27 protein-coding genes, 1 tRNA gene and 1 riboswitch are annotated in these 21782 nt (G+C 69.7%); of the genes, 20 read left to right on the forward strand and 8 right to left on the reverse strand.

All coding sequences use genetic code 11. From position 1 onward, the window contains the following. The first annotated feature begins 12 nt into the window (after positions 1-12). The gene (locus AB6V29_RS10730; protein WP_210072010.1) at positions 13-477 is read left to right on the forward strand and encodes an SIP domain-containing protein; all 465 of its coding nucleotides are present in this window, start codon (positions 13-15) and stop codon (positions 475-477) included. Between the two features lie 126 nt (positions 478-603). Here AB6V29_RS10730 and AB6V29_RS10735 read toward each other — a convergent pair whose 3' ends face one another. The 4 genes from AB6V29_RS10735 to AB6V29_RS10750 all read right to left on the reverse strand — a co-directional run bounded on the left by AB6V29_RS10735 (position 604) and on the right by AB6V29_RS10750 (position 4884). Further along, complete coding sequence (locus tag AB6V29_RS10735) at positions 604-1059, reverse strand: Fe-S oxidoreductase (RefSeq protein ID WP_369358561.1); 456 nt, start codon at positions 1057-1059, stop codon at positions 604-606. Beyond that, positions 1056-1868 carry an arginase family protein gene (locus AB6V29_RS10740; protein WP_369358562.1) on the reverse strand — a complete coding sequence of 271 codons (813 nt, stop codon included), beginning with the start codon at positions 1866-1868 and terminating at the stop codon, positions 1056-1058. Before AB6V29_RS10740 ends, AB6V29_RS10735 begins: the two co-directional genes overlap by 4 nt. A gap of 70 nt (positions 1869-1938) precedes the next feature. Then, the gene (locus AB6V29_RS10745) at positions 1939-2694 is read right to left on the reverse strand and encodes a PspA/IM30 family protein (protein WP_074694165.1); all 756 of its coding nucleotides are present in this window, start codon (positions 2692-2694) and stop codon (positions 1939-1941) included. A gap of 93 nt (positions 2695-2787) precedes the next feature. Beyond that, positions 2788-4884 carry a YgcG family protein gene (locus AB6V29_RS10750; protein ID WP_369358565.1) on the reverse strand — a complete coding sequence of 699 codons (2097 nt, stop codon included), beginning with the start codon at positions 4882-4884 and terminating at the stop codon, positions 2788-2790. 124 nt (positions 4885-5008) lie between these two features. On the opposite strand from AB6V29_RS10750, the gene AB6V29_RS10755 reads away from it, so the two are divergent. The 5 genes from AB6V29_RS10755 (at position 5009) to AB6V29_RS10775 (ending at position 9509) form a co-directional block, all read left to right on the forward strand. Next, positions 5009-5842: a DUF3097 domain-containing protein gene (locus tag AB6V29_RS10755; protein WP_210072007.1), complete on the forward strand. Its 834-nt coding sequence runs from the start codon at positions 5009-5011 to the stop codon at positions 5840-5842. Between the two features lie 59 nt (positions 5843-5901). Beyond that, a complete protein-coding gene (gene trmB, locus AB6V29_RS10760; protein ID WP_307315742.1) occupies positions 5902-6621 on the forward strand; it encodes a tRNA (guanosine(46)-N7)-methyltransferase TrmB in 720 nt (239 codons plus the stop codon). Continuing rightward, a complete protein-coding gene (locus AB6V29_RS10765) occupies positions 6618-7478 on the forward strand; it encodes a CPBP family intramembrane glutamic endopeptidase (protein WP_307315744.1) in 861 nt (286 codons plus the stop codon). The genes trmB and AB6V29_RS10765 overlap by 4 nt, the downstream gene beginning before the upstream one ends. Positions 7479-7666: 188 nt before the next feature. Next, positions 7667-7731: riboswitch (guanidine-III (ykkC-III) riboswitch) on the forward strand. Between the two features lie 10 nt (positions 7732-7741). Continuing rightward, complete coding sequence (locus AB6V29_RS10770; protein ID WP_103210182.1) at positions 7742-8065, forward strand: multidrug efflux SMR transporter; 324 nt, start codon at positions 7742-7744, stop codon at positions 8063-8065. Positions 8066-8195: 130 nt separating this feature from the next. Next, a complete protein-coding gene (locus tag AB6V29_RS10775; RefSeq protein WP_369358568.1) occupies positions 8196-9509 on the forward strand; it encodes a hypothetical protein in 1314 nt (437 codons plus the stop codon). 67 nt (positions 9510-9576) lie between these two features. Here AB6V29_RS10775 and AB6V29_RS10780 read toward each other — a convergent pair whose 3' ends face one another. Continuing rightward, entirely contained in the window at positions 9577-9861 is a 285-nt protein-coding gene (locus AB6V29_RS10780) for a hypothetical protein (protein ID WP_267786498.1), read from the reverse strand. A gap of 129 nt (positions 9862-9990) precedes the next feature. Here AB6V29_RS10780 and AB6V29_RS10785 point away from each other — a divergent pair, with 129 nt between their 5' ends. From AB6V29_RS10785 to AB6V29_RS10805, 5 genes are all read left to right on the forward strand, one after another. Then, the gene (locus AB6V29_RS10785; RefSeq protein WP_267786499.1) at positions 9991-11166 is read left to right on the forward strand and encodes an ATP-binding protein; all 1176 of its coding nucleotides are present in this window, start codon (positions 9991-9993) and stop codon (positions 11164-11166) included. A gap of 127 nt (positions 11167-11293) precedes the next feature. Continuing rightward, positions 11294-11797, forward strand: a complete 504-nt coding sequence (locus AB6V29_RS10790) for an SRPBCC family protein (protein WP_210072001.1) — start codon at positions 11294-11296, stop codon at positions 11795-11797. Further along, positions 11794-13275 (forward strand): NAD(P)/FAD-dependent oxidoreductase, encoded by a 1482-nt coding sequence (locus AB6V29_RS10795; protein ID WP_267786500.1) that lies wholly within the window; start codon positions 11794-11796, stop codon positions 13273-13275. Before AB6V29_RS10790 ends, AB6V29_RS10795 begins: the two co-directional genes overlap by 4 nt. Positions 13276-13277: 2 nt before the next feature. Beyond that, on the forward strand, positions 13278-14102 hold the full coding sequence (locus AB6V29_RS10800; protein ID WP_267786501.1) for a DNA-formamidopyrimidine glycosylase family protein: 825 nt from the start codon (positions 13278-13280) through the stop codon (positions 14100-14102). 9 nt (positions 14103-14111) lie between these two features. After that, on the forward strand, positions 14112-15182 hold the full coding sequence (locus tag AB6V29_RS10805) for a spore photoproduct lyase family protein (protein WP_369358571.1): 1071 nt from the start codon (positions 14112-14114) through the stop codon (positions 15180-15182). 3 nt (positions 15183-15185) lie between these two features. Here AB6V29_RS10805 and AB6V29_RS10810 read toward each other — a convergent pair whose 3' ends face one another. The 3 genes from AB6V29_RS10810 to AB6V29_RS10820 all read right to left on the reverse strand — a co-directional run bounded on the left by AB6V29_RS10810 (position 15186) and on the right by AB6V29_RS10820 (position 16227). Then, positions 15186-15335, reverse strand: coding sequence for a hypothetical protein (locus tag AB6V29_RS10810; RefSeq protein ID WP_210071997.1), 150 nt, complete (start codon positions 15333-15335; stop codon positions 15186-15188). A 171-nt stretch (positions 15336-15506) separates the two neighbouring features. Further along, positions 15507-15848 carry a hypothetical protein gene (locus AB6V29_RS10815; RefSeq protein WP_210071996.1) on the reverse strand — a complete coding sequence of 114 codons (342 nt, stop codon included), beginning with the start codon at positions 15846-15848 and terminating at the stop codon, positions 15507-15509. Between the two features lies 1 nt (position 15849). Beyond that, positions 15850-16227, reverse strand: a complete 378-nt coding sequence (locus tag AB6V29_RS10820; RefSeq protein WP_369358573.1) for a hypothetical protein — start codon at positions 16225-16227, stop codon at positions 15850-15852. A 115-nt stretch (positions 16228-16342) separates the two neighbouring features. On the opposite strand from AB6V29_RS10820, the gene AB6V29_RS10825 reads away from it, so the two are divergent. From AB6V29_RS10825 to AB6V29_RS10865, 9 genes are all read left to right on the forward strand, one after another. After that, positions 16343-16897 (forward strand): MarR family winged helix-turn-helix transcriptional regulator, encoded by a 555-nt coding sequence (locus tag AB6V29_RS10825; protein WP_267786506.1) that lies wholly within the window; start codon positions 16343-16345, stop codon positions 16895-16897. Beyond that, entirely contained in the window at positions 16894-17073 is a 180-nt protein-coding gene (locus AB6V29_RS10830; protein ID WP_307315780.1) for a hypothetical protein, read from the forward strand. The genes AB6V29_RS10825 and AB6V29_RS10830 overlap by 4 nt, the downstream gene beginning before the upstream one ends. Positions 17074-17143: 70 nt before the next feature. Beyond that, positions 17144-17497 carry a hypothetical protein gene (locus AB6V29_RS10835; protein ID WP_369358576.1) on the forward strand — a complete coding sequence of 118 codons (354 nt, stop codon included), beginning with the start codon at positions 17144-17146 and terminating at the stop codon, positions 17495-17497. A 337-nt stretch (positions 17498-17834) separates the two neighbouring features. Further along, positions 17835-19004 carry an RtcB family protein gene (locus tag AB6V29_RS10840; protein WP_369358578.1) on the forward strand — a complete coding sequence of 390 codons (1170 nt, stop codon included), beginning with the start codon at positions 17835-17837 and terminating at the stop codon, positions 19002-19004. A gap of 158 nt (positions 19005-19162) precedes the next feature. Next, entirely contained in the window at positions 19163-19471 is a 309-nt protein-coding gene (locus AB6V29_RS10845; protein WP_369358579.1) for a hypothetical protein, read from the forward strand. 74 nt (positions 19472-19545) lie between these two features. Next, positions 19546-20769 carry an exonuclease domain-containing protein gene (locus AB6V29_RS10850; protein ID WP_369358580.1) on the forward strand — a complete coding sequence of 408 codons (1224 nt, stop codon included), beginning with the start codon at positions 19546-19548 and terminating at the stop codon, positions 20767-20769. Beyond that, positions 20769-21218 carry a hypothetical protein gene (locus AB6V29_RS10855; protein ID WP_267786512.1) on the forward strand — a complete coding sequence of 150 codons (450 nt, stop codon included), beginning with the start codon at positions 20769-20771 and terminating at the stop codon, positions 21216-21218. Before AB6V29_RS10850 ends, AB6V29_RS10855 begins: the two co-directional genes overlap by 1 nt. A gap of 82 nt (positions 21219-21300) precedes the next feature. Beyond that, a complete protein-coding gene (locus tag AB6V29_RS10860) occupies positions 21301-21474 on the forward strand; it encodes a hypothetical protein (protein WP_156371637.1) in 174 nt (57 codons plus the stop codon). A gap of 91 nt (positions 21475-21565) precedes the next feature. After that, positions 21566-21638 (forward strand) — tRNA-Arg (locus AB6V29_RS10865). The last annotated feature ends 144 nt before the right edge of the window (positions 21639-21782 follow it).

A 21782-nucleotide genomic window follows, 5' to 3' on the forward strand; every position in this document is an offset into this window, starting at 1 on the left:
AGTGGAGGCATCATGTCGATCCCCACCGAGCACAATGCGGCAGCGTGTCGCGCCTCGCGTCACACGCGCGTGCAGCACCTCGTGACGGCCGACGAGACCTCGCTCGCCGAGCTCGAAGCTCTGCTCGCGACGCTGCCGATCTGCTCGACCGGCCGCGTGTTCGTCGAAGTCCCCGACGCGTCGTGGATCGGGTCGATCACGGCCCCCGCCCGCATGACCCTGACCTGGCTCGACCGCTCGCGTCGCGGCGGTGCCCCCGGTACCGGTCGCGGCTGCGCGGCCGGTGAAGCCCTCGCCCGCGCCGTCTCGGGCTGGGCCGGTGAGATGCTGTGCTGCGACGACGACGCCACGCGCGTCATCCTGCTCGGCGCATACCTCGGCACCGCCGAGATCGTGGACGAGCTCGTCACGCGTCACGGCGTCGACGCGCAGGCCATTCACACTCCCGAGCGCTTCGGCCTCGCCACCGCGCGCTGAAGCGCCACCCCCGCTCCTCGACGGATGCCGGCTGCGCGATACGCGCCGCCTCGGTCGGCATCCGCCCCGTTCGCTGTGATCGTGCGCGGGGAGAATCCCTCGGGCCGGTAGCTCTCGTTCGGTGGGTCAATCCCCGCGGCGGACGTAGTTGCCCTCGACGAGTCCCGCCTCGATCTCGAACCGATTGCGCAGGGGATCGCGCCCGGCCAGGGCGTAGAGCAGCGGCATGAGGAAACCGTACCGACGCCATTGGCGTTTGTGGACCGCCTCGTGCCCGAGCACGATGTCGGTCGGCCGGTCGTCGCCGGTGAGGAAGCAGCCGCCCACGCATACGCCTCCGCGGGGGAACGCCCACGACGGGAGCCCGCGGAACACCCACAGACCGAGACGCTTCTCGATGCGGCCCGTGCTCCACACCGACCCCCAGATCCAGCCCACCGCGCAGCCGTACCAGTAGCCGACGCGGCTGAGGGGGGAGTCGAGCAGGACGCCGGGGAGGAACCGGTCGAAACGGCGGCCGCGCGCCACCGCCCGTTCGGCCCGCTCTCGCCAGCCCTCCGGGGGCGGGGGGAGGGGGCTCATGCCAGTGCTCCGATCAGACGCAGGATCGTCCCCAGGTCGTCGACGGCGGCCGCCGGGCTCGAGGGGGAGAACTCGGTCAGTGTCGCTCCCGCGAGCGGGAGCAGCTCGCGCAGGCGGCGAATGGATGCCACGACCTCGGCCGTGCGCGCGCCGAAGGGCACGGCCTGGGCGATGCCGCCGATGTCGGCGGGATCGAGGGCGTCGAGGCCGACGTGCACGTGCACACGTGTCGCTCCCGTGGCGGCGACGGCGTCGGCCAGGGCGTCGGGGGAGACGAGCTCCTCGGCGCGGACCACGGTAATCCCGTGGGCGGTGACGAAAGCCTCTTCTTCGGGATCCCACGCACGGGGGGCCACGAGCACGAGGCGCGAGGGTGCGATGCCGGGCTCGAGGCGCAGGAGCGCCTCGCCCTCCCCGGCGATAGCCCTCAGCACCATGCCGGTGAACGCTCCGCTGGGGGAGGATTCGGGGGTGTTCAGATCGGGGTGAGCGTCGATCCACACGACCGCGAGATCGTCTCCCGCGATCGCCGACACGGCCCCCAGGGTGATTCCGCAGTCGCCGCCCACGACCACGGCGGGTTCGTCGGAGCTACGGACGGCTTCCTCGATGCGCTCGCGCATGCGAACGATCGCGCTGTGGCGCTGCACACGGGTGCCCTGCGCGTCGCCGGCTTCGGTCGGGGGTTCGAGGACGATCGTCGAGGCGCGCGGCAGGTCGCCGGCGATGGCCTCGGCCCCGTCGATGAGCTGCATCGCGCGCGAGGAGGACGACCCCTGCCACTGCGGAGCGACGATGAATCGGGTCATGGTGGTTCCCCTCGGCGGGAGACGCGAGTGCACCGCCTGATCGATCGGGCGGTGCACTCGCGGTCGTGGATCAGACCTGGTCGGGGCTCGGTGCGTCGATGGCGGCACGCTGCGGACCGCCGACCTTGAGAGCCGCGAGACGGGCTTCGACCTCGGTGAGCTCTCCGACGTCTTCGAGAGCGTTGAACTGCGCGTCGATGCTCGAGGCGGCGAGCTCCTGCTTGCCGGCGGCGAGGGCCTCCTGGCGGCGGATCTTGTCTTCGAAGCGGCCGAGCTCGCTCGTCGGGTCGAGCACGTCGATCGACTTGACGGCGTCGTGCACCTTGTTCTGCGCCTCGGCGACCTTGGCGCGAGCGGTGAGCTCGTTGCGCTTGGCCTTGAGCTGCTCGAGCTTGGTCTTCATGCCGTTCAGGCCGTCTTTGAGCTTGTCGACGACCTCGGTCTGCGCGGCGATGGTGGGGGCGGCGGCCTTGGCCTCTCCCTCGGCGGTGATCTGACGCTGGAGGGCGATCTTGGCGAGGTTGTCGAACTTGTCGGCTTCGCTCAGGTTGCCGCCGGCGCGCAGTTCGTCGCCCTTGCGGCTGGCGGCGAGGGCCTTGTTGCCCCACTCGGCCGCCGCCTGGACGTCTTCCTGGTGGTCGCGCTCGAGCAGGCGCAGGTTGCCGATCGTCTCGGCGATGGCCGACTCGGCATCGGCGATCGAGTTCGAGTAGTCGCGGACGAGCTGGTCGAGCATCTTCTGCGGGTCCTCGGCCTGGTCGAGGAGCGCGTTGACGTTCGCGCGGACGAGGGTCTGGATGCGACCGAAGATGGACTGCTTGGCCATGCGGGGTGTTCCTTCCTGAGGGCGACGGTGTCGAGTCTGGTGGCGGATTCTACGAATTGTCTGTGATCGGACGGCGTGGCCGCGAGGGGTGGACTAGCGGCGTGATCCCCGCCCGCCGCCGGCGCGGCTGCGACCACCGCCCGAGAAGCCTCCGCCGCCGCCGCTTCGAGAGCGTCCGCCGCCGGAGAAGCCTCCGCTGCGCGAGCGCCCACTCCCGCCGGAGAACCCGCCGCCGAGGCCGCCGAGGCCGCCCAGGCCACCCAGTCCGCCACCGCCGAAGCCACCGCGCGAGCGCCCGCCGCCGAGAATGGCGTTCACGGCGATGCCGCCGAGGATCGCGCCCATCATGTCGCCTCCGCCGCCGGCGGCTGCGCCGCCGAAGGCGCCGACGTCGTTCTGTGCCGCGGAATCGGCGGCGGCGGCGAGCTGGGCCGCGCGCTGGGCCGCGGCGAGGGCTGCGACCGGGTCGGCGATGCGCAGTTGCTCGGCCTGCACGAGGGCGGCACCGGCCTCGGCGAGACGCGTGCGCGCTGTGGCCCCCACTGCCCCCCGACGCGTGGAGATGAAGTCCTCGGTCGCGGTCACCCGGGCGCGCGCCTGAGCGAGTGTCGTGTCGAGCTCGCTCTCGGCGCGGCGTCGACGCTCGGCCGCGTCACGGGCCTCGTCGAGCACCGCGTCGATGGTGGCGTTCGCCTGCTGCAGTGTCTCGATCGCTTGCGCGGGGTGGGGGCGCGAGACCGAGAGCGCACCGCGCGCGTCATCGAGCTGCGACCGCGCCGAGGCCGCCGCGGCGGCTACTCGTCCGTCGGGATCGGGCAGCCGGGCGGCCGCCGCGAGGTCGCCCTCGATCTCCGCGACGAGGGCCGAGGCGCGTCGGTTCGCGTCCGACAGGGATGCCTCGAGGGCGCCCACGGCGCGCTCGAGGGTGTCGGCCTGGGCCACGGCCGCTTGCGCTGCGCGGATGGCGACGGCCGCCTCTCCGGTGCGACCGGCGGCGAGAGCGGCGGCGGCTTCCGCTTCCTGGGAGCTTGCGAGCTCGAGCCGCGCTCGAGCCTGGGCCGGGTTGTCGGCGACGGGGGAGAGCGCGTCGTCGCTGAAGCGTTCGGTCAGGCGAGCGAGTCTCGCCTCCGCCTCGCTCAGGCCCGCGGCGACCGTCGCGTGCTGGCCGCGGATCGCGGTCAGGGCGCCGGGGGCGTCTGCCTCGAGAGCGCGCAGTTCGTCGAAGGCGGACGCCTTGGCATCCAGAGCCTCGTCGGCGGCCGTGCACAACCGCAGGATCTCGGTATAGCCGGCGCGCTGCTGCTCAGGGGTCTCGGGGGTGCTGTCGTCGAGCTGCTGCTGGATCGAGAACGCCCGGTCGAGGTCGGCCTTGGCCTGGTCGAGCACCTCGACGAAGGGGGCTGCGGCGGCGTCGCCGAACTGCGCGCGGGCGAAGCCGAGCTCCTGCTCGCTCGTCTTGACGGCGTCGTCGGTGGACACGAGGGCGGAACCGGCGCGACGGGAGAGGTCGTCGATGCTCTCGGTCGGGATGCCACCCGCACCGGGCGTCGTCGCTCGACGGCGTCGACGCCCGGCCAGCCAGACGAGGCCGGCGGCGATGGCGAGCAACAGCACGCCGACCAGGACGATCGGCACGATGGCCGGGCCGTTCTGCGTCGCCGGCGTCGGGGGAGGGTTCGGCATGTTGCCGCCCGCTTTCGCGTGCGCGGTGCGCAGGCCGTCGGCCGCGGCGACCGCCGCGCCTGCGTCGTCGCCCGCCTCGAGCGCCGGCTGCACCTGATCCTGCTCGATCGAGGTGAGCTGGGCCGCCGAGATCCCGCCCGCATCGACGTCGCCCGAGAGGTAGTACTGGAAGGTATCGCCCTCGATCGCCACGGCCAGCAGGTACTGGTTGGGCCCGAGCCGGTTGCGGTTGGCGGTCTCGTTCGCCCAGTCGTCGGCGCCGGTCGGATCTTGGAAGCCGTCGACGTAGACGACCCAGAGGTCGAGTCCGGTCTGCTCGGAGAGAGTGAGCAGACGTCGCTGGACGTCCGCCTCTTGCGCGTCGGTCAGCGCGTCCGCCTGGTCGAGCACATAGCTCGACCCGAGCGTCGGCGGGGGGATCGCCGCGGCGCTGAGGGGAGCGACCAGGACTCCGACGAACGCGAGCAGCAGCACCGTCATCGTGCGCAGCACGTTCGGCTTTCGCATGCAGTCCCCTTCGGTTGCCGGATGCGTCCACCCTATAAACGACCGCCGACACCGGGGTAGGAGCGGCGCGTCCGCTGTGAGCGCACGCGAGCGCCGCTTAGGCTCGGACGCTCGGAGGTACACCATGGACGACCGCTACGGAACCGACGTGCTCGCCCGCGGGTGGCGCGACGCCGGACGCATCAGGCCCGCCGAGGTCGCGGCATCCGCGGATCTCGTCGTGGAGATCGCGGGCGACGGCTTCGTCGGCGCGGTGACCCGCATCGACGGCTCGAACGTCGAGCTCGAAGACCGCTTCGGCAAGCGTCGGCTGTTCCCGCTCGGCGGAGGCTTCCTCGTCGACGGCAAGCCCGTGGTGCTGAAGGCCCCCGCCGCCGCGGCCAAGGGGCGCACGCGGACGGCATCCGGGTCCTTCGCCGTGGCCGACCAGCGCGCGCGCACCGCCCGCGCCAGCCGCATCTTCGTCGAGGGAAAGCACGACGCCGAGCTCGTCGAGAAGGTGTGGGGTGCGGACCTGCGCGCCGAGGGAGTCGTGGTCGAGTTCCTCGAGGGCGTCGACCTTCTCGAGCAGACCCTGGATGCCGAGCCGCCCACCGCCGAGCGACGCTACGGCGTGCTCGTGGACCACCTCGTGCCGAACTCCAAGGAGTCGCGCATCGCCGAGAAGATCGCGCGGGGCCGTCACGGCGCGCACGTGCGCATCGTCGGTCACCCCTTCGTCGACGTGTGGCAGTGCGTCACACCCCGGGCGCTCGGCATCGCCGCGTGGCCGGAGGTGCCGCGCGGGATCGAGTGGAAGGTCGGCGTCTGCCGGGCGCTCGGCTGGCCCGCCGAGGAGCAGGCCGACACGGCTCGCGCGTGGCAGCACATCCTGTCGAAGGTCACCACCTTCCGCGACCTCGAGCCGGCCCTGCTCGGCCGTGTCGAGGAACTCATCGATTTCGTGACCGTCCCGTGAGCGGCCGCAAGGTGCCCGTGCGGCACACTCCCGATACGCAGACGCCTAGCCTGGATGCTATGGACGCCCCAGTCTTCCGCGACAAGCCGGTGTCGTTCGTGCGCCGCAGCGGCCGCATGTCCGAGGCGCAGGACCGGGCGTGGGCCGAGCTCTCACCGTTCTATCTGCTCCCTGTCGAGCGCGCCGCAGCCACGACCAGCGTGAAGGCGGGCACGGCCATCGACCCGGCCGAGGTCTACGGACGCGCGGCCCGCCTCGTGGTCGAGATCGGCTCCGGTCAGGGCCACCAGATCGTCTCCGCCGCAGCAGCCGACTCCGACAGCGACTTCCTCGCCGTCGAGGTGTTCACCGCCGGTCTCGCCCGCACCATGCTCGACGCCGACCGCGAGGGCGTGAAGAACCTGCGCCTGGTCGAGGCCAACGCCCCCGAGGCTCTCGAGCACCTGCTCCCGCCGGCATCCGTCGACGAGCTCTGGGTCTTCTTCCCCGATCCCTGGCACAAGAACAAGCACACCAAGCGTCGCCTCGTCGCCCCCGACTTCGCGCGTATCGCCGCCCAGGCCCTGCGCCCCGGGGGCACCCTGCGCCTCGCGACGGACTGGCAGGACTACGCCGATCAGATGCGCGACGTTCTCGACGCAGCGCCCGGCTTCGAGCGCGCGTTCGCGGGGGAGTGGGCAGAGCGCTTCGACGGCCGCGTGCTCACCGCCTTCGAGCGCAAGGGGCTGCGCGTCGGCCGCGACATCCGCGACCTGAGCTACACGCGGGTCTCGCCGTGACCGCGCACACCGCGGTGCCGGTCCGCGAGCGTTCCACCTGGACGCCCAAGCTCGTCCCGGCGCTGTTGGTGTGCCTCGCTGCGCCGGCGCTGTTCGTCGTCCAGGTCGTATGGCTGGGCTGGATCCTGCTCGCGCTCGCGGTGGCATCCGGGATCCTGGTGGACCGCCGGGGCGGCGTCGCGCTGGCTCGCGGCGAGGAGCCGAGCATCGCCCGCGACGTCTCGCTCGTCGCGATCGGCCAGTTCATCGTGAGCCTCATCCCGCTGCACGCCGAACTCGACAACGCCGCGTTCGTGCGTTTCACCCTCGCCCTGGGCGGGGCCGTCGTCGTGCCCTACGTCATCTCGCGCTTCGTCTACCGCGACAACGCGATCCGCTTCCCGTGGCGCGGCGGCGGACGATGGACCTGGTGGCAGTGGGCCTGGCTCGGCGGTGTCATCGTGCTCGGCTACCTGATCCTGCCGTTCTACTTCATCACCTCGGGCGTCTACCGCAACTGGCCCGAGGTCGTCACCCCCGAGCTCATCGCTCGCCTGTTCGTGGGCGTCGGCGCGGTCGGTATCTGGGACGAGCTCTTCTTCATCTGCACCGTCTTCGCGCTGCTGCGTCGACACTTCCCCGACCTCACCGCAAACCTGCTGCAGGCGATCGTGTTCGTGTCGTTCCTGTGGGAGCTGGGCTACCAGGCGTGGGGGCCGCTGCTGACGATCCCCTTCGCGATCGTGCAGGGGTTCCTCTTCCTCAAGACCCGCTCGCTCTGGTACGTCGTGACGGTGCACCTGCTCTTCGACGCCGTGGTCTTCGGCGTCCTCGTCCACGCGCACAACCCCGGGTCGGCATCCATCTTCCTGATCTGACCCCGGATGCCGGCACCCCGCCGCCCGGCCCCGCCCAACGCCCCGCCCAATCCCCGCGCATAAACGCGATGTGCGCGCAGAAACGCGAGCAGAGCGTGTTTCCGCGCGCGCAGAGCGTTTATGCGTGGCTCGAGGGGGGCGGATGCCGCGGTGCCCGGGTTCTGCCCAGGTCGGCGCGCTACCTTCGGGACTGGACGCCCCCCGCGTCCCCGGACGAGGGATCAGTACCCGGACTGCGACAAGACTGGCCAAGGAGCACAGCCATGTCGTGGATCGTCCTCATCCTGTCCGGAATACTCGAGGCCGTCTGGGCCACCGCCCTCGGCCGTACCGAGGGCTTCACCAAGCTCTGGCCGAGCGTGATCTTCGGCGTCGCGCTCGTGGCATCCATGGGCGGCCTCGCCTTCGCGATGCGCGAGATCCCCACCGGCACCGCCTACGCGGTGTGGGTCGGGATCGGCGCGGCGCTGACGATCGTGGTCGCGATGGTCAGCGGGACCGAGACGGTCTCGGTGGTCAAGGTGCTGCTCGTGCTGGGGCTGGTGGGATGCGTGGTCGGTCTGAAGCTCGTGGGCGACAGCCACTGACCAGGTCATTTCTCGAAAGTCAACCGGATGGAACGCACGGTTTCATCCGGTACCATCCTCTCCAACTGCACTTGTCCGGGCCAGACACCGTCGTCACTCGCCCACATCTTCCCCCTGTGAAAGGTTCCGAGTGAGCGCACCGCCGAGCGAGCTTGTCTCCCCGACGCGTCCGTCGCGCGTCATCGCACGACCGAGTCGTCTCGACCGTCTGCGCGATTCGCGCCTCGGTCGCTCCCTGCGCCAGTACGGTCACGACGTCCTCCGCAAGCCCGAGGGCATCGTTCCGATCGAGCGCGGCGCGTTCACCAAGGTCCTGATCCTGTGGGCCATCGCCCGCGTGGTCAACTTCGCGATGCTGTGGGGCTTCTACTCGATCGCCAAGGCCGCGCGCTGGGGATTCGGTCCCGACAGCGAGCGACTCGGCACCTTCTTCGACTACCTCACGGGGTGGGATGCCGACCGCTATGGTCAGATCGCCGCCCAGGGCTATCCCATGTCGTTGCCGATGAACGTCTCGGGCGACATCCTGCCCAACAACTGGGCGTTCCTTCCGGTCTTCCCGACGATGGTCCGCGTGCTCTCGGGTGCCACGGGTCTTGGCTGGCAGCCCATCGCTGTTCTCCTGAGCCTGGGGGCGAGCCTCGGCGCCACCTGGCTGCTCTTCGTGCTGATGCGCACGGTCACCAAGCCGCAGCCCGCCTGGTGGGCCGTCGTCTTCTTCTCCTTCGCCCCGATGTCGTTCCTCTTCGTGATCGGCTACAGCGAGGGCCTGTTCATGCTGCTGATGTTCGCGGGCATGCTGCTCGCGATCAAACGGCGCTACCTGTGGATCCTGCCGATCGGCCTCATCACGGCCTACACCCGTCCGGGCGTGCTGGCTCTGGGCCTGGCTCTCGGCATCGTGTTCCTCGTGCGTTTCTTCCGCCGCAAGGTCGATCCGTTCCCGATGCGGGAGTGGCTCTCGCTCATGGCATCCGGTCTCGTCATCGCCGCGGCGGGTCTGTCGTGGAACCACATCGCGCAGTACGTCACGGGCACGCACAATGCCTACATCCGCACCGAGCTCGGCTGGTGGCTGGACTACGTGGGCAACGATGAGTTCACGCCGTTCACCCCGTGGTTCCGCCAGGCGGGTACGCACCTGGGCATCGTCGGCATCGTCCTGGTCATCGCGCTGATCGTCGCTTTCGCGGCGCTGATGTGGTCGCGCCCCGTCCGCAAGCTCGGCCTCATGGTCGTCGCCTACGGCTTCAGCTACGGCGTGTACATCTTCGCGGTGTTCCTGCCGCAGCAGAGCACGTTCCGCCTGCTCATGCCGATGGCGCCCCTGCTCGGCGACGAGCGGTGGTCGTCGACCCCGCGTCGTCGCACGGCGATCCTGGTCGGATGCCTCGTGCTCCAGGCGGTCGCGATCCTGCTGCTGTGGACGCGCGGCAACCCGTGATCCGACACTGACCTGACAAGAGGGGCGGCGCCGATTTCGGCGCCGCCCCTCTTGTCATGCCCGGGGGTCAGTCGGGCTGTCCGCCGGGGTCGACGGCGTCGATGACGTCCTGTTCCGCGGCGTTGTCGGCATCCATCTCCGCCGACCCCGTCGCGTCTTCGTCCGTCCGTGCGAACGCTCCGGCGGAGGAGTCCGACGCGCCGGCGGGTGCGGGCTCCGTCTCGGGCGGGAGGGGGATGGTCGGCTCCGCGGGCGTCGGAACCGTCGGCTCGGAGGGGTTCGGGGCGGTGGGCTCCGAGGGGGTGGGCTGCGAGGGGTCGGACGGGGTCTGGGGGAAGGTCGGAGTACTCATTGCTCGACTCTCCGCGGTGTGGGAAGAGTTCGCGAGCCCCTTTCCCATCGGGCGGCCGCGGTGTATCCCGGTGCGGATAGGCTTTCGGGCGGGGCTTTCGGGCGGGGCTCTCAGGGACGAGGGGACCACATGTCCACGGCACATGACGTGACGAGGCGCGATGCCATCGCGCAGTACCGCTTGGTCGGCGAGCCCACCGAGCCCGACCTCCAGGGGCTCGTCGAGCTCGCCGCGACCGTGTGCAACGTGCCCACCGCGGTGATCAACATCATCGACGACCGCATGCAGCACCAGGTCGCGGCGGTCGGCATCCAGGTCGCGTCGTGCGCCCGCGAGGACTCGATGTGCGCCGCCGTCATCAGCACTCCCGGTCGCGTCGTCGTCCCCGACGCCCGTCTCGATCCGCGTTTCGCGCAGAACGCCTTCGTCACCGGCGAGATCGCCCACACGCGCTTCTACGCGTCGAGCCCCCTCATCACCCCGGCCGGTGTCGCCATCGGCACGCTCTGCGTCTTCGACACCGAGGTGGGAGAACTCTCGGATGCCAGCAGCCGCGCCCTCGATCTGCTCGCGCACCAGGTGATCGACGTTCTCGAACTGCGCCGGGTCCAGCGCGATCTGATCGAGTCCAACGCCCAGCTCGAGAGCTTCGCCATGCAGGTCAGTCATGATCTGCGCAACCCCCTGACCGCGTTGACGGGCTTTCTCGAATTGGCGGCCGACAGCCCCGAGATGGTCGACGCCCCGCGCGCCGCTCAGTCGCTGGCCCGCGCGGAGGCCGCGGCCGGGCGCATGACGTCGATGGTCACCGATCTGCTCGACTTCGCTCGAATGGGCGGCGCCCGCCCGTACATGACCCAGGTCGATGTGTCCGACACGGTCGATGCCGTCCTCGAGGACCTCGACGGCGCACTCGCGAACACGGGTGCCGAGGTGATGGTCGAGAGCACGTCGTTCGTGCGCGCCGATGACACGCTGCTGCGGGTCCTTCTGCAGAACCTCATCGCCAACGCGGTGAAGTTCACGGTCGCGGCCGAGAGGGCACCGCGCATCGCGGTGAGCGTCGAGGTCCTCTCCGACGGGTGGCGCATCACCGTCGACGACAACGGCGATGCGCTCGACCCCGAGTTGCGCGAGCGCGTCTTCGAGCCGATGCAGCGCGGCCATGGTGCCGAGGTGCAGGGGATCGGCATCGGTCTTGCGACCTGCCGGCGCATCGTCGAGGCGCACCGCGGCACGATCGGTCTCGACGTTTCTCCCGCGGGCGGCACGCGCGCGTGGTTCGTGCTCCCGTCCGCCGCCTGACCGCTATCGGGCGATGCGCCCGGGCGCAACCTCCGAGACGGTTGTCCGAGAGGGGCCGTAGCGTGGGCGGTGTCGGCAAGGCCATCGGGTCTTCGCCGTCGATCCGGATGCCGAGGAGGAACGCCCCATGGCACGAAACGTGCGTCTGATGCACTGCACGCCCGACGACGTTTTCCGGGTCCTCGCGAACGGATGGCTGTATCCCCTCTGGGTGGTGGGCACCTCGCGCATACGCGATGTCTCCGAGTCGTGGCCCGCCGAGGGTGCGACGCTGCACCACTCTTTCGGCTCGTGGCCGCTCGTGGTCAACGACAACACGGTCATGCGCGAGTGGGATCCGCCGCGTCGCGCGGTGCTCGAGCCCCATGGCGGACTCATCGGCGTCGCGCGCGTGGCGATCGATGTGAAGGCCCGCGGTGATCGCTGCGTCGTACGTATCCAAGAGGAGCCCGTCACGGGCCCGACGACGCTTCTGCCCGACACGGTGTTCGATGCGATCACGCGCTACCGCAACGCCGAGACCCTGCACCGCCTGGCCTATCTGGCCGAGGGCGGCGCCCCCGGATCGACGGGCGGTGCGGCGGCGCTCGGCCACGAGTCCACCGCCGAGAAGGAGCCGATCGACCGATGAGCGAGAGCTACGACGCGATCATCGTCGGCTCCGGCCCGAACGGGCTCGCCGCCGCCGTCACGCTGGCTCGGTCGGGGCTTTCGGTCGCCGTGTACGAGAGGAGCGACACCTTCGGCGGTGCCGCCTCGACCGCGGAACTCACCCTCCCCGGTTTCCGGCACGACGTGGGCTCAGCCGTGCATCCACTCGCGCTCGAGTCGTGGTTCTTCCGCGAGTTCGGTCTCGACCGACGTGTTCCTCTCGTCGTCCCCGAGGTCTCGTACGCCCATCCGCTCGACGGCGGCCGCGCGGGGCTGGCGTACCGCGACCTGTCGCGAGCAGCCGAGGGACTCGGTGTCGACGGTCCGGCCTACGAGCGCCTCATGCGCCCCCTCGTCGATCACCTGCGCGGGGTCGCCGACTTCACCGGGAATGCCCTTCTCCGCGTCCCGGGTGATCCCCTCGCGGCATTCTTCTTCGGCATCCGGGCTCTCGAGCAGGGCGGGCCGTGGTGGAACGCGCGTTTCCGGGAAGAGGTGGTACCGAGCCTCATCACCGGCGTCTCGGCTCACACGATCCTGCACCAGCCGAGCCTCGCCGCCGGGGGAGCGGGCCTCGTGCTCGCCACCTACGGTCACGGCCGCGGGTGGCCGATTCCCGTCGGCGGCAGTCAGGCGATCGCCGACGCGATGATCGCCGACATCCGCGCTCACGGGGGAGTGCTGCGCGCCGGTGTCGAGGTGACCTCCCTCGACGAGCTGCCTCCGGCCCGCGCCGTGCTCCTGGACACGACCCCGCGCTCGCTGATCCGGCTCTGCGGTGACCGGATGCCGGCGGCCTACCGTCATGTGCTCGAGAGGTTCCGCTACGGCGGCGGCGTCGCCAAGGTCGACTTCGCCCTGTCGGATCCCGTGCCGTGGGCCCACGCCGATGTCGCCCGCGCCGGCACGGTGCACATCGGCGGCACGCGCGCCGAGATCGCCGAGGCCGAGAACGCGGTGGCCCGGGGAGACCTCCCCGACGCCCCCTACGTCCTGGCCGCCCAACCGACGCTGTTCGACTCCACCCGCGCGCCCGAGGGCAAACACGTCCTGTGGGCGTACACCCACGTGCCGTCGGGGAGCCCCGCCGACCGTGAAGAGGCGGTCGTGCGTCAGATCGAGCGCTTCGCCCCGGGATTTCGCGATACCGTGCTGGCCTCGTCGTCTCGGACGGCCGTCGATATCGCGGCGTGGAACCCGAACTTCCCCGGCGGCGACATCTCGGCCGGCGCCCCCACGCTCACGCAGCTCCTGGGACGCCCGGTCTACAGCCCCGACCCCTGGCGCACGCCGATGAAGGGCGTATACCTGTGCTCGTCGTCGACGAGCCCCGGCCCGGGCGTGCACGGCCTGGCGGGATGGCAGGCCGCGCTCAGCGCACTCCGGCACGAGTTCGGCACGCGCCTGCGCCCCGACCTCGCTCCCCGCGACGATCAGCTGCACGCAGCCGCACGGTAGCCGTGCCCGAGGGCGACAGCGTCTATCGGCTCCGGCAACGACTCGAGGCCGCGACCCTCGGTGCGCGCGTGCACGACGGGGAGCTGCGGTCGGGCAACGCCGCCGGGCGCTCGCTCGGGGGTCTTCGCATCGAGGGATACGACACCTTCGGCAAGCACCTGCTCACCCGTTTCGACAACGGGTCCACCCTGCACACCCACCTGCGCATGCAGGGGAGCTGGACCATCACGCGGGCAGGGCGTTCCCTGCCGTCCGCGGTGCGCGAGACGGCGCGGGTGCGCCTGCGACTCGACGACGGGCGAGAGGTATGGGGTCTCGATCTCCCCGTCGTGGAGCTCGTCCCCACCGCGAGCGAGAGCGATGTGATCGGATACCTCGGTCCCGACCCGCTGCGGGACGACTGGGATGCCGCCGAGGCGGTGCGCCGACTCTCGTCACGCCCCGACCGGCCCTTCGTCGCGGCGCTTCTGGATCAGACCGCCGTCGCGGGTCTCGGCAACCTCTGGGTCAACGAGCTCGCCTTCCTCCGCGGCATCCACCCCTTCGCCCCCATCGGGATGACCGACCTCGACGCGCTCACGGCGCTCGCCGCACGGTGCCTGCGGATCTCGGCGACCGTGCCCGGCATGTATCAGGTCACGACCGGTGACCGCCGGAAGGGGGCGTCGCATTGGGTGGCGGGGCGCGCGGGGCGGCCCTGCCTGCGTTGCGGAACCCGCGTGCGGGTGCGCGACGAGGTGCAGAACGACCCCGAGCAACGGCGGACGTGGTGGTGCCCGCGCTGCCAGCCGATGCCCGGCGCCACCGATGTCGGAACCCCCGAGTAGACAAGGACCATGGCTGTCGAGCGCAAGGATCTGCTGCGCGTCACCCGCATCTACGCGGAGGACGCCGCTCTCGAGCTCGAGCGCGGCCGGGAAATCGTCGCGCGCTGGCCCGAGGCCGACATCGTGCCCATCGCCTCGCACTGGCAGATCCCCGAGGTGCACGGCGACGAGACCAACGTCGCGCGCTGGGTGCGCATCAAGACCGAGGCTCTGGTGCTGGGGGTGAAGAAGAGCGTGACGACGCGGGTGAACGGGCGATCCGCCGACTTCATCGCCCCGTCGCTCTCGAACGGCTGCGCGATGGCGTGCAGTTACTGCTACGTGCCGAGGCGCAAGGGGTACAGCAACCCCATCACGGTCTTCGCGAACGTCGACCAGATCAGCCGGCATCTCGCGCGGCATGTGGCGGCGCGCGGGCCGAAGGCCGAGCCGAATCAATGCGATCCCGATTCCTGGGTCTACGACATCGGCGAGAACGGCGACTGCTCCGTCGACGCGATGATCAGCGACAACGTACGCGACGTCTGTGAGCTCTTCCGCATGACGCCCACCGCGAAGGCGTCTTTCGCGACGAAGTTCGTCAACCGCGACATGCTGGATTGGGACCCGGCGGGGCGGACGCGCATCCGCTTCTCGCTCATGCCCGCGGCCACCGCGAAGGTCACCGACCTGCGCACCTCGCCCATGGCCGCACGGATCGCGGCCATCAACGATTTCGTCGACGCCGGGTACGAGGTGCACGTCAACTTCTCACCCGTCATCCTCACCCCGACGTGGCTGGCCGACTGGGCGGAGCTGTTCGACCAGCTCGACGCCGCCCTCCATGCCCGGGCGAAGGCACAACTCGCATGCGAGGTGATCTTCCTCACTCACAACGAAGGGCTCCACGAGGTCAACCTCGGGTGGCATCCGAAGGGGGAAGAACTCTTGTGGACTCCCGCCGTCCAAGAAGAGAAGACGTCGCAGAACGGGGCGGTGAACGTGCGCTACCGCCATCCGCTCAAGGCGCAAGCGGTGGCCGCTCTGGGCGACCTCATCGCGCTCAAGCTCCCGTATTGCCGGGTGCGGTACGCGTTCTGACGATCAGTCGATGCGGCCGGTGGGCGACCCCTCGGTGGTGGCCGCCTCGTCGGCATCCTGCTGGGCTGCGGCGCCCTCTTCGGGAGACTCGCTTCCCGCCCCGGAGGAGTCGTGGTCGGGAGCGTCGTTCGCGCGTCCGTCGTGATGCGTCATGGTCATCCTCTTCGTCGTCGGTGTGGAGCGACGGTGTCACGGACCACCGTCCGTGTCCAGGGGGTGGACGCTCTCACAGGGGACGAACGCCGAAGCGCTCGGTGAAGTCCGCGCTCGCGGCATCCTCGAAATCGTCTGCTTCGTCGCGAAGCTCGATGTCGCCCACGACGATCACAGGTACGGCGCCAAGGCGCCGGCCGTCAACGCGAGGGCGAGGGTCGTACCGCCCACGCCGGTAGCGGTGAGCACGGTCGCGCGCTCGAACCGGCGACGGCGCGAGACGTTCGCCGGGTGAGTGGTGGAACGCAGCGACGCCTTGGCCGTGTCGAGGGTGTCGTAACGGCCGACCGGTACGCCGTGCGCATCGCGGGAGACGAACCCACCGGCGACCTGGTCGACGCAGCCGAAATACTCGCCGCCGCGGTGAGCGACCCAGAAACCGGTGTCGACCTTCGCCCACAGGACGCGGGCCGCCGTCAGGGGAGCAGGGGACGTGGACGTCGGGGTCGTCATGTCAGGCCGCCGCGGAAAGGGTACGGCGGGCAGGGGCGCTGGCGCGGACCGTCTGCGGACGCTGTGCACTGTCGCTCGCGGGAATCTCGACCTCGAGGTCGACGACGAGACCGGCCGAGGAGTTGGCCATGTCGGCCATGTTCTTCAGCGCGGTGGAATTGAGGCTCTCGGGCTCAGCGGAGTCGAAGACGAAGCGCAGGGGGATGGCGGGCTGCAGCCACAGGGTGGAGCGGCCGGGGGCGCCGTCTACGTGCGTCCAGCTGAGCGTGAAGCTTTCGCTGCGTCGAAGCTTGGTGGTCGTGACGACCTTGATGTGGGAGAGCAGGCGATCCGGGATCTGGATCGAGTCGGTCGAGGTGCCGTAGAACAGGTGGCCCATGGGGTACTCCCTTCGAAAGCGATTAACTGCACTTAGAACATACTCGGCTAGTAACTAGTTTGTCTAACTATTATTTCCGAGGTATAGTCGCGGGAAGAGCGGGGAGGAGTGTTTCATGACGGACATCGAAACCACGTCCCTTCGTCCCGCGCCCGCGGACGCAGCCGAAGAGGTCACGTACTGGTACGGCGACGAGCCGTCCGATCGGCGCCACCGTAGTAAGGCCGTTCTCGAAGCCCTCCGCATCTATCGCGCGGCCGAGGTCGCGATGCGCCGTCGTACGCGCGACTCGATGTCGATGGGGGAGAACGAACTCCTCGTCCTGCGATATCTGCTGCGCGACGTCAACCGTCAGGTGCGACCCGGGGAGCTCACCCGCTATCTCGGTCTTTCGACCGCCTCCACCACGGCGATCCTCGACCGGCTCGAACGCTCGGGGCACGTTACCCGGGCGGCGAATCCCGACGACCGGCGCAGCATCTTCATCCAGGCCACCCCCCGCGCGCACGCCGAGGTGCGGCAGACGCTCGGCAACATGCACGATCGCATGCTCGCAGCCGTCATCGACATGACGCCCGACGAGTCTGCCGCGGTGGTCGCGTTCCTCCGACGCATGAGTGACGCGGTGGACGGCGTCGCGGTAGAGCACCCGGCGGTCGATTCCCCGTGATCTACGTGCTCGTCGGCGGCCCGCGCGACGGACAGCACGTAGACGACCTTCCTCGCGGCTATCGCCTGTCCCTCAGCGATCCCCAACCCGAACCCTTCGGAGATTTCGACACCGTCCGCGCGGTGTGGTTCGAGTTGGACGAGACCATGTTCCGCTCGCCCCAGCGTCGCGGCTGAGGGTCTATCTCACGCTCGCTCGACGAGCAAGCCACCCTGCGTCGGTCCTCACGACCCGCACAGTAGGCGTATGCGATGCGTGACCTATGCCGGCGAGACCGTGATCACCACTGACGACGTCGCCGCGTCGTTGATCGAGTTGACCGCGGCGGTGGCGAAGGAGGGGCAGTCCGAGGCCGTGAGCATCCCCATCGTCACGGAGGACAAGAAGGTCGCTCAGGCGGAGCTCGTGATCGGGGTCGGAAACGATGTGCTCTCCGCCCCGCTGGACTGGCATGAAGAAGAGCCGGACTTCTCGCACGCGGCCGCCGAGCTCGAGAAGCACCGGCTCTTCCCGCGTCCGCACCTTCGAGCTGTCGAGCCTGTTTCCGACTCCGATGACGAGCTTCTCGATTACGACTTCGATCGGCCGACCGAGGCTTGAGTCGACGGGGTGAGGTTCGCCCCCTCCGCCCACGACCGCCGGGAGCCTTGTCATCGGCTCTCGGCATCCGCTATGGTCTCAAATCCGTGCCACTCGGCACGGTGAGCCGAGGAAAGACGAGACCATGACCGCGATGCGCGATCTCCGTCCGGAGCAGCAGGGCAATTACCTGCCGTTCCTGCTCTCGTCGTACCCTCCGGCGCCGGTCGTCTAGACATCTGTCTCGTTTCGCCCCGCCCCGTCAGGTCGGGGCGTTTCTCTTTCCACCGTGTGGGGGAGTGCCTCGTCCGCAGGCTCGACTCCCCGCGCTTCGGCGCACCACACGAAGGAAGGATCCATGCACAAGCTCACCGAACGGCTGGTGTCGTGGGCGAGCCTGATCGATGACAAGACCATCGAGCAGGCCCGTACCTCGTCCCGGATGCCGTTCATCCACCCCCATCTGGCCCTCATGCCGGACGCCCACCTGGGTCTGGGCGCGACGGTCGGGTCGGTCATCCCGACGCTCGGCGCCATCATGCCCGCGGCCGTCGGCGTCGACATCGGCTGCGGCATGATCGCCGTCAAGACGCAGTTCCACGCCTCCGCCCTCGATGGCTTGGACCTCGCGGAGCTGCGGCAGCAGATCGAGCGTGCCATCCCGCTCTCGGCCGGTCGTGACAACCGCAAGATCGTCGCGACCGCCGAGCCGCGGGTGGCCGAGCTCGAAGAGCTCGCCGAGGAGGCCGGGTTCGACCCCGCGTCGTACGCCGGTCACTGGCGGCACCAGCTCGGGTCGCTGGGCAGCGGCAACCACTTCATCGAGATCTCGCTCGACGAGAACGACGACGTGTGGATGTTCCTGCACTCCGGCTCGCGCGGCGTCGGCAACCGCATCGCGCAGCACCACATCAAGGTGGCGCAGCGGCTCGCGAAGCAGTGGTGGATCGAGCTTCCGCACCCCGACCTGGCCTACCTCGTCGAGGGCACGCCGGAGTTCACCCGGTACGTCAGCGAGCTCCGGTGGGCGCAGCATTTCGCCCTGCTCAACCGCGAAGAGATGATGGACCGCGTCGCGAACCAGCTCGGGCGATTCCTCGACGCCCCCGTCGAAGAGCGCGAGCGGATCAACTGCCATCACAACTTCACCCAGTCCGAAAGGCACTTCGGCAAGCAGGTGTGGGTGTCGCGCAAGGGCGCGATCATGGCCGACGCCGGTCGTCCGGGCCTGATCCCGGGGTCGATGGGCACGGCCTCGTACGTCGTCGAGGGTCGGGGCAACCCCGTCGCGCTCAACTCGTCGCCGCACGGCGCCGGTCGTGAATACTCGCGATCGGCCGCCCGCAAGACCTTCACGCGGGAACAGCTGCGCGAAGCGATGGTGGGGATCGAGTACCGAGACACCGACGCGTTCATCGATGAGATCCCGCAGGCCTACAAGCCGATCGACCGGGTCATGGCCGATGCCGCCGACCTCGTCACGGTGCGGCACACGCTGCGCCAGATCGTCAATGTGAAGGGCGACTGAGACGGATGCCATGGCTGCCACGCCGCAGCCATGGCATCCGCCGTTCGGCCGGGGCGGAATACATCGCTCGGGGGATGCGCGGACGGACATCGTTTCGCGACGATGGGGAGGAGCTCGCGAAGCCGCGCGGGCGAACACTTCCCCCGGAGTGAAAATTCATGAGCCCTGATCGTGCCCAGACCCTCGACCATCATCCCGACCCCTCCGACCGGAGTGAACGCCAGAGCACGTGCATTCGCCTCGCTCAGGCCCGCCTGGCGGCTTTCGTGGAGAGCACGGCAGACGACGTCGACGAGACCTCGGACGCGGCCGTGACCGCGCTTCGCTCCGCGGTGTCGTCGGGTGCCGACCTCGACCGCATCTCCGCCGAGCTCGAGGTGAGCACCGGTGCGATTCAAGCGATCGTCGACGGCTCGGTGCCGCTGCGCAGTCTGCATCCCGACGACCGGCTCCGGCCCCGCACCTGACGGGCGCAGTTTCGACGCGGTCGATGTCTCCGCCCGGGGGCCACTCGACTCCTGTGCGGGGTTACGCTCTGGGCATGAAGACCGGCGCCGCGGGCGGCTTTGCGACCATCGACTTCGAGACGACGGGCCTCGTCCCCGAACGTGACGATCGTGCGATAGAGGTGTCCGTCGTGCACTCGGACCCGGACGGAACGATCACGGGGCAGTGGGAGACACTGATAAACCCGCGTAGAGATCTGGGTGCACAACGCATTCACAACATCTCCGCTCGCGAGATCATCGCGGCTCCGATTTTCGAGAGGGTCGCCGCCGAGCTGCTGGAGCTGCTGTCGGGTCGAGTGGTCGTCGCCCACAACGCGTCTTTCGACCTTCGATTCCTCAACGCCGAGCTCGATCGGATCGACTACAGGCGAGCCGACGACTTCGTCACGGCATGCACGATGCGCCTCGCCCGCACACATCTCGGCAGCGGCCTTGCCCTCGCGGATTGCTGCGATGCCTTCGGTATACCGCTCGTGGGTGCGCATCGGGCTTCAGCTGATGCGCTGGCCACGGCCCGCCTTCTCGAGGCGTTCATCGCAAGCGGGGGGAGCGAGCAGTGGGATCCGCTTCTCCTGTCAGCCCCTCACCTGACGCCCTTCGACGGTGGGCGCGATGCGTGGCTCGCCCGGGACGAGGTGCCCCCCGTCACCCCCGGTTTCATCGACCGCATCGTGGTGCGGGTTCCCGATGTCTCAGAGACCCATGAGCAAGCGGAGTATCTCGCGCTCGTCGAGCGCGCCCTTCTCGATCGCTACCTCTCCGAGCACGAGAAGGATGCCCTCGTCGCTCTCGCTGATCGGTCCGGGATCGGGCGGGACACCGCGCATCGGTTGCACCGCGACTATTTCACCGCGTTGGTCAACGTCGTCTGGGCAGACGGTGTCGTCACGGATGTCGAACGGGCGGACGTCGAGCTCGTCGGCGCTCTGCTCGACATCGATGACGAGATGGTGTCCCGTCTTCTTCTCGCGCCGCCCACGCGTTTGACGTCACCTCCGACGGTCGTCCTCCAGAGGTTCCTTTTCGCGCCCGGCGACGAGATCGTGCTCACCGGCGAGATGTCGCGTTCGAGGTCCGAGTGGGAGCGGGATCTTCGTTCAGCCGGCTTCGTGCCCAAACCCGCCGTGACCAAGAGAACAGCCATTCTCGTAGCCGCGGACCCCGACTCGCTGTCGGGCAAGGCGCGCAAGGCGCGGGACTACGGCGTCCCCGTCGTCGGAGAAGGCTGGCTGCGCGACCTGCTGGCGAGTGTCTGATGGGCGAGCGCAGGTTCGAATGGGGCGGTCTCAGCGCCGACCGCGGTGACTACGTGACTGCGGCCGAAGCACTGGCCATGCTCGAGGTGCTCGTCATCGCCCAGGCCGACCTCGATGTCACGACCGAGCTGCGTGACGGTGCCGCCTGGGCGCGGTTCTCGCGCGGAAAGCGCTGGGCCGTCGTGTCGACGCCCGGCTCGCGGTGGTTCTCGGTGGAGACCGACACGGGCCACCGCCTGCAGATCGTGGACGCCAACACCTCCAAAGACCAGAGCGCTCAACTGCTCGCCGTCCACGTCGACGTCGCCGAGGCGTACGTCCGCGGCGAGGCCGAGCCGGTGCGAAGCGGAGGACTCGGCGGTTCGGTGCTCGCGGTCGACGTGAACGGTCGACAGGTGCTGCTGACGCAGTCCGTCGGGCGTCGCGTGCGCGGTCTGTTCGGTCGCTAGGCCCGGCGGACGCTTCGGTCAAGCCGGTGTTCCCCGTCGGCACTCTTGACAGGCTGGAGAGGTACGCGACGAAGGGAATCCCATGAGCGACCCGCAGAACTCCGCACCGGCCGACGATGCCGCCGACCTCGGCGACGACCCCACGGTCAAGCCGAGCCAGGAGAACGACGTCGACGAGGAAGCCAAGGCTCCCTCCAAGGACGACCCGAATGCCGACCACCAGGCGACGGGCATCGGAGTCATCGGCGACGAGTGATCCGGATGCCGCGGGGCGGGCGTCGCGACAAGCGGACGGCCGCTCCGCGGGTCAGGCTCGACCGCTCCACGGTGCTAATCTTGACCGGTCCGCCTCCGTAGCTCAGGGGATAGAGCGTTGGTTTCCGGTACCAAAGGTCGCTGGTTCGATTCCAGTCGGGGGCACATCGAGAAGGGGGGGGGGGGGGGGCCGGGGGGGGCGGCGGGCCCCGCGGGGGGGGGGGGGGGGGGGGGGGGGCGTGGCGGTCACGAGAACAGGGGATTCGGCGGGGACAGGCTGATTCGCGGCGGATCGCCCTGTTCCGGTGG

This window comes from Microbacterium sp. 20-116 (assembly GCF_041079415.1).
Lineage (GTDB): Bacteria > Actinomycetota > Actinomycetes > Actinomycetales > Microbacteriaceae > Microbacterium.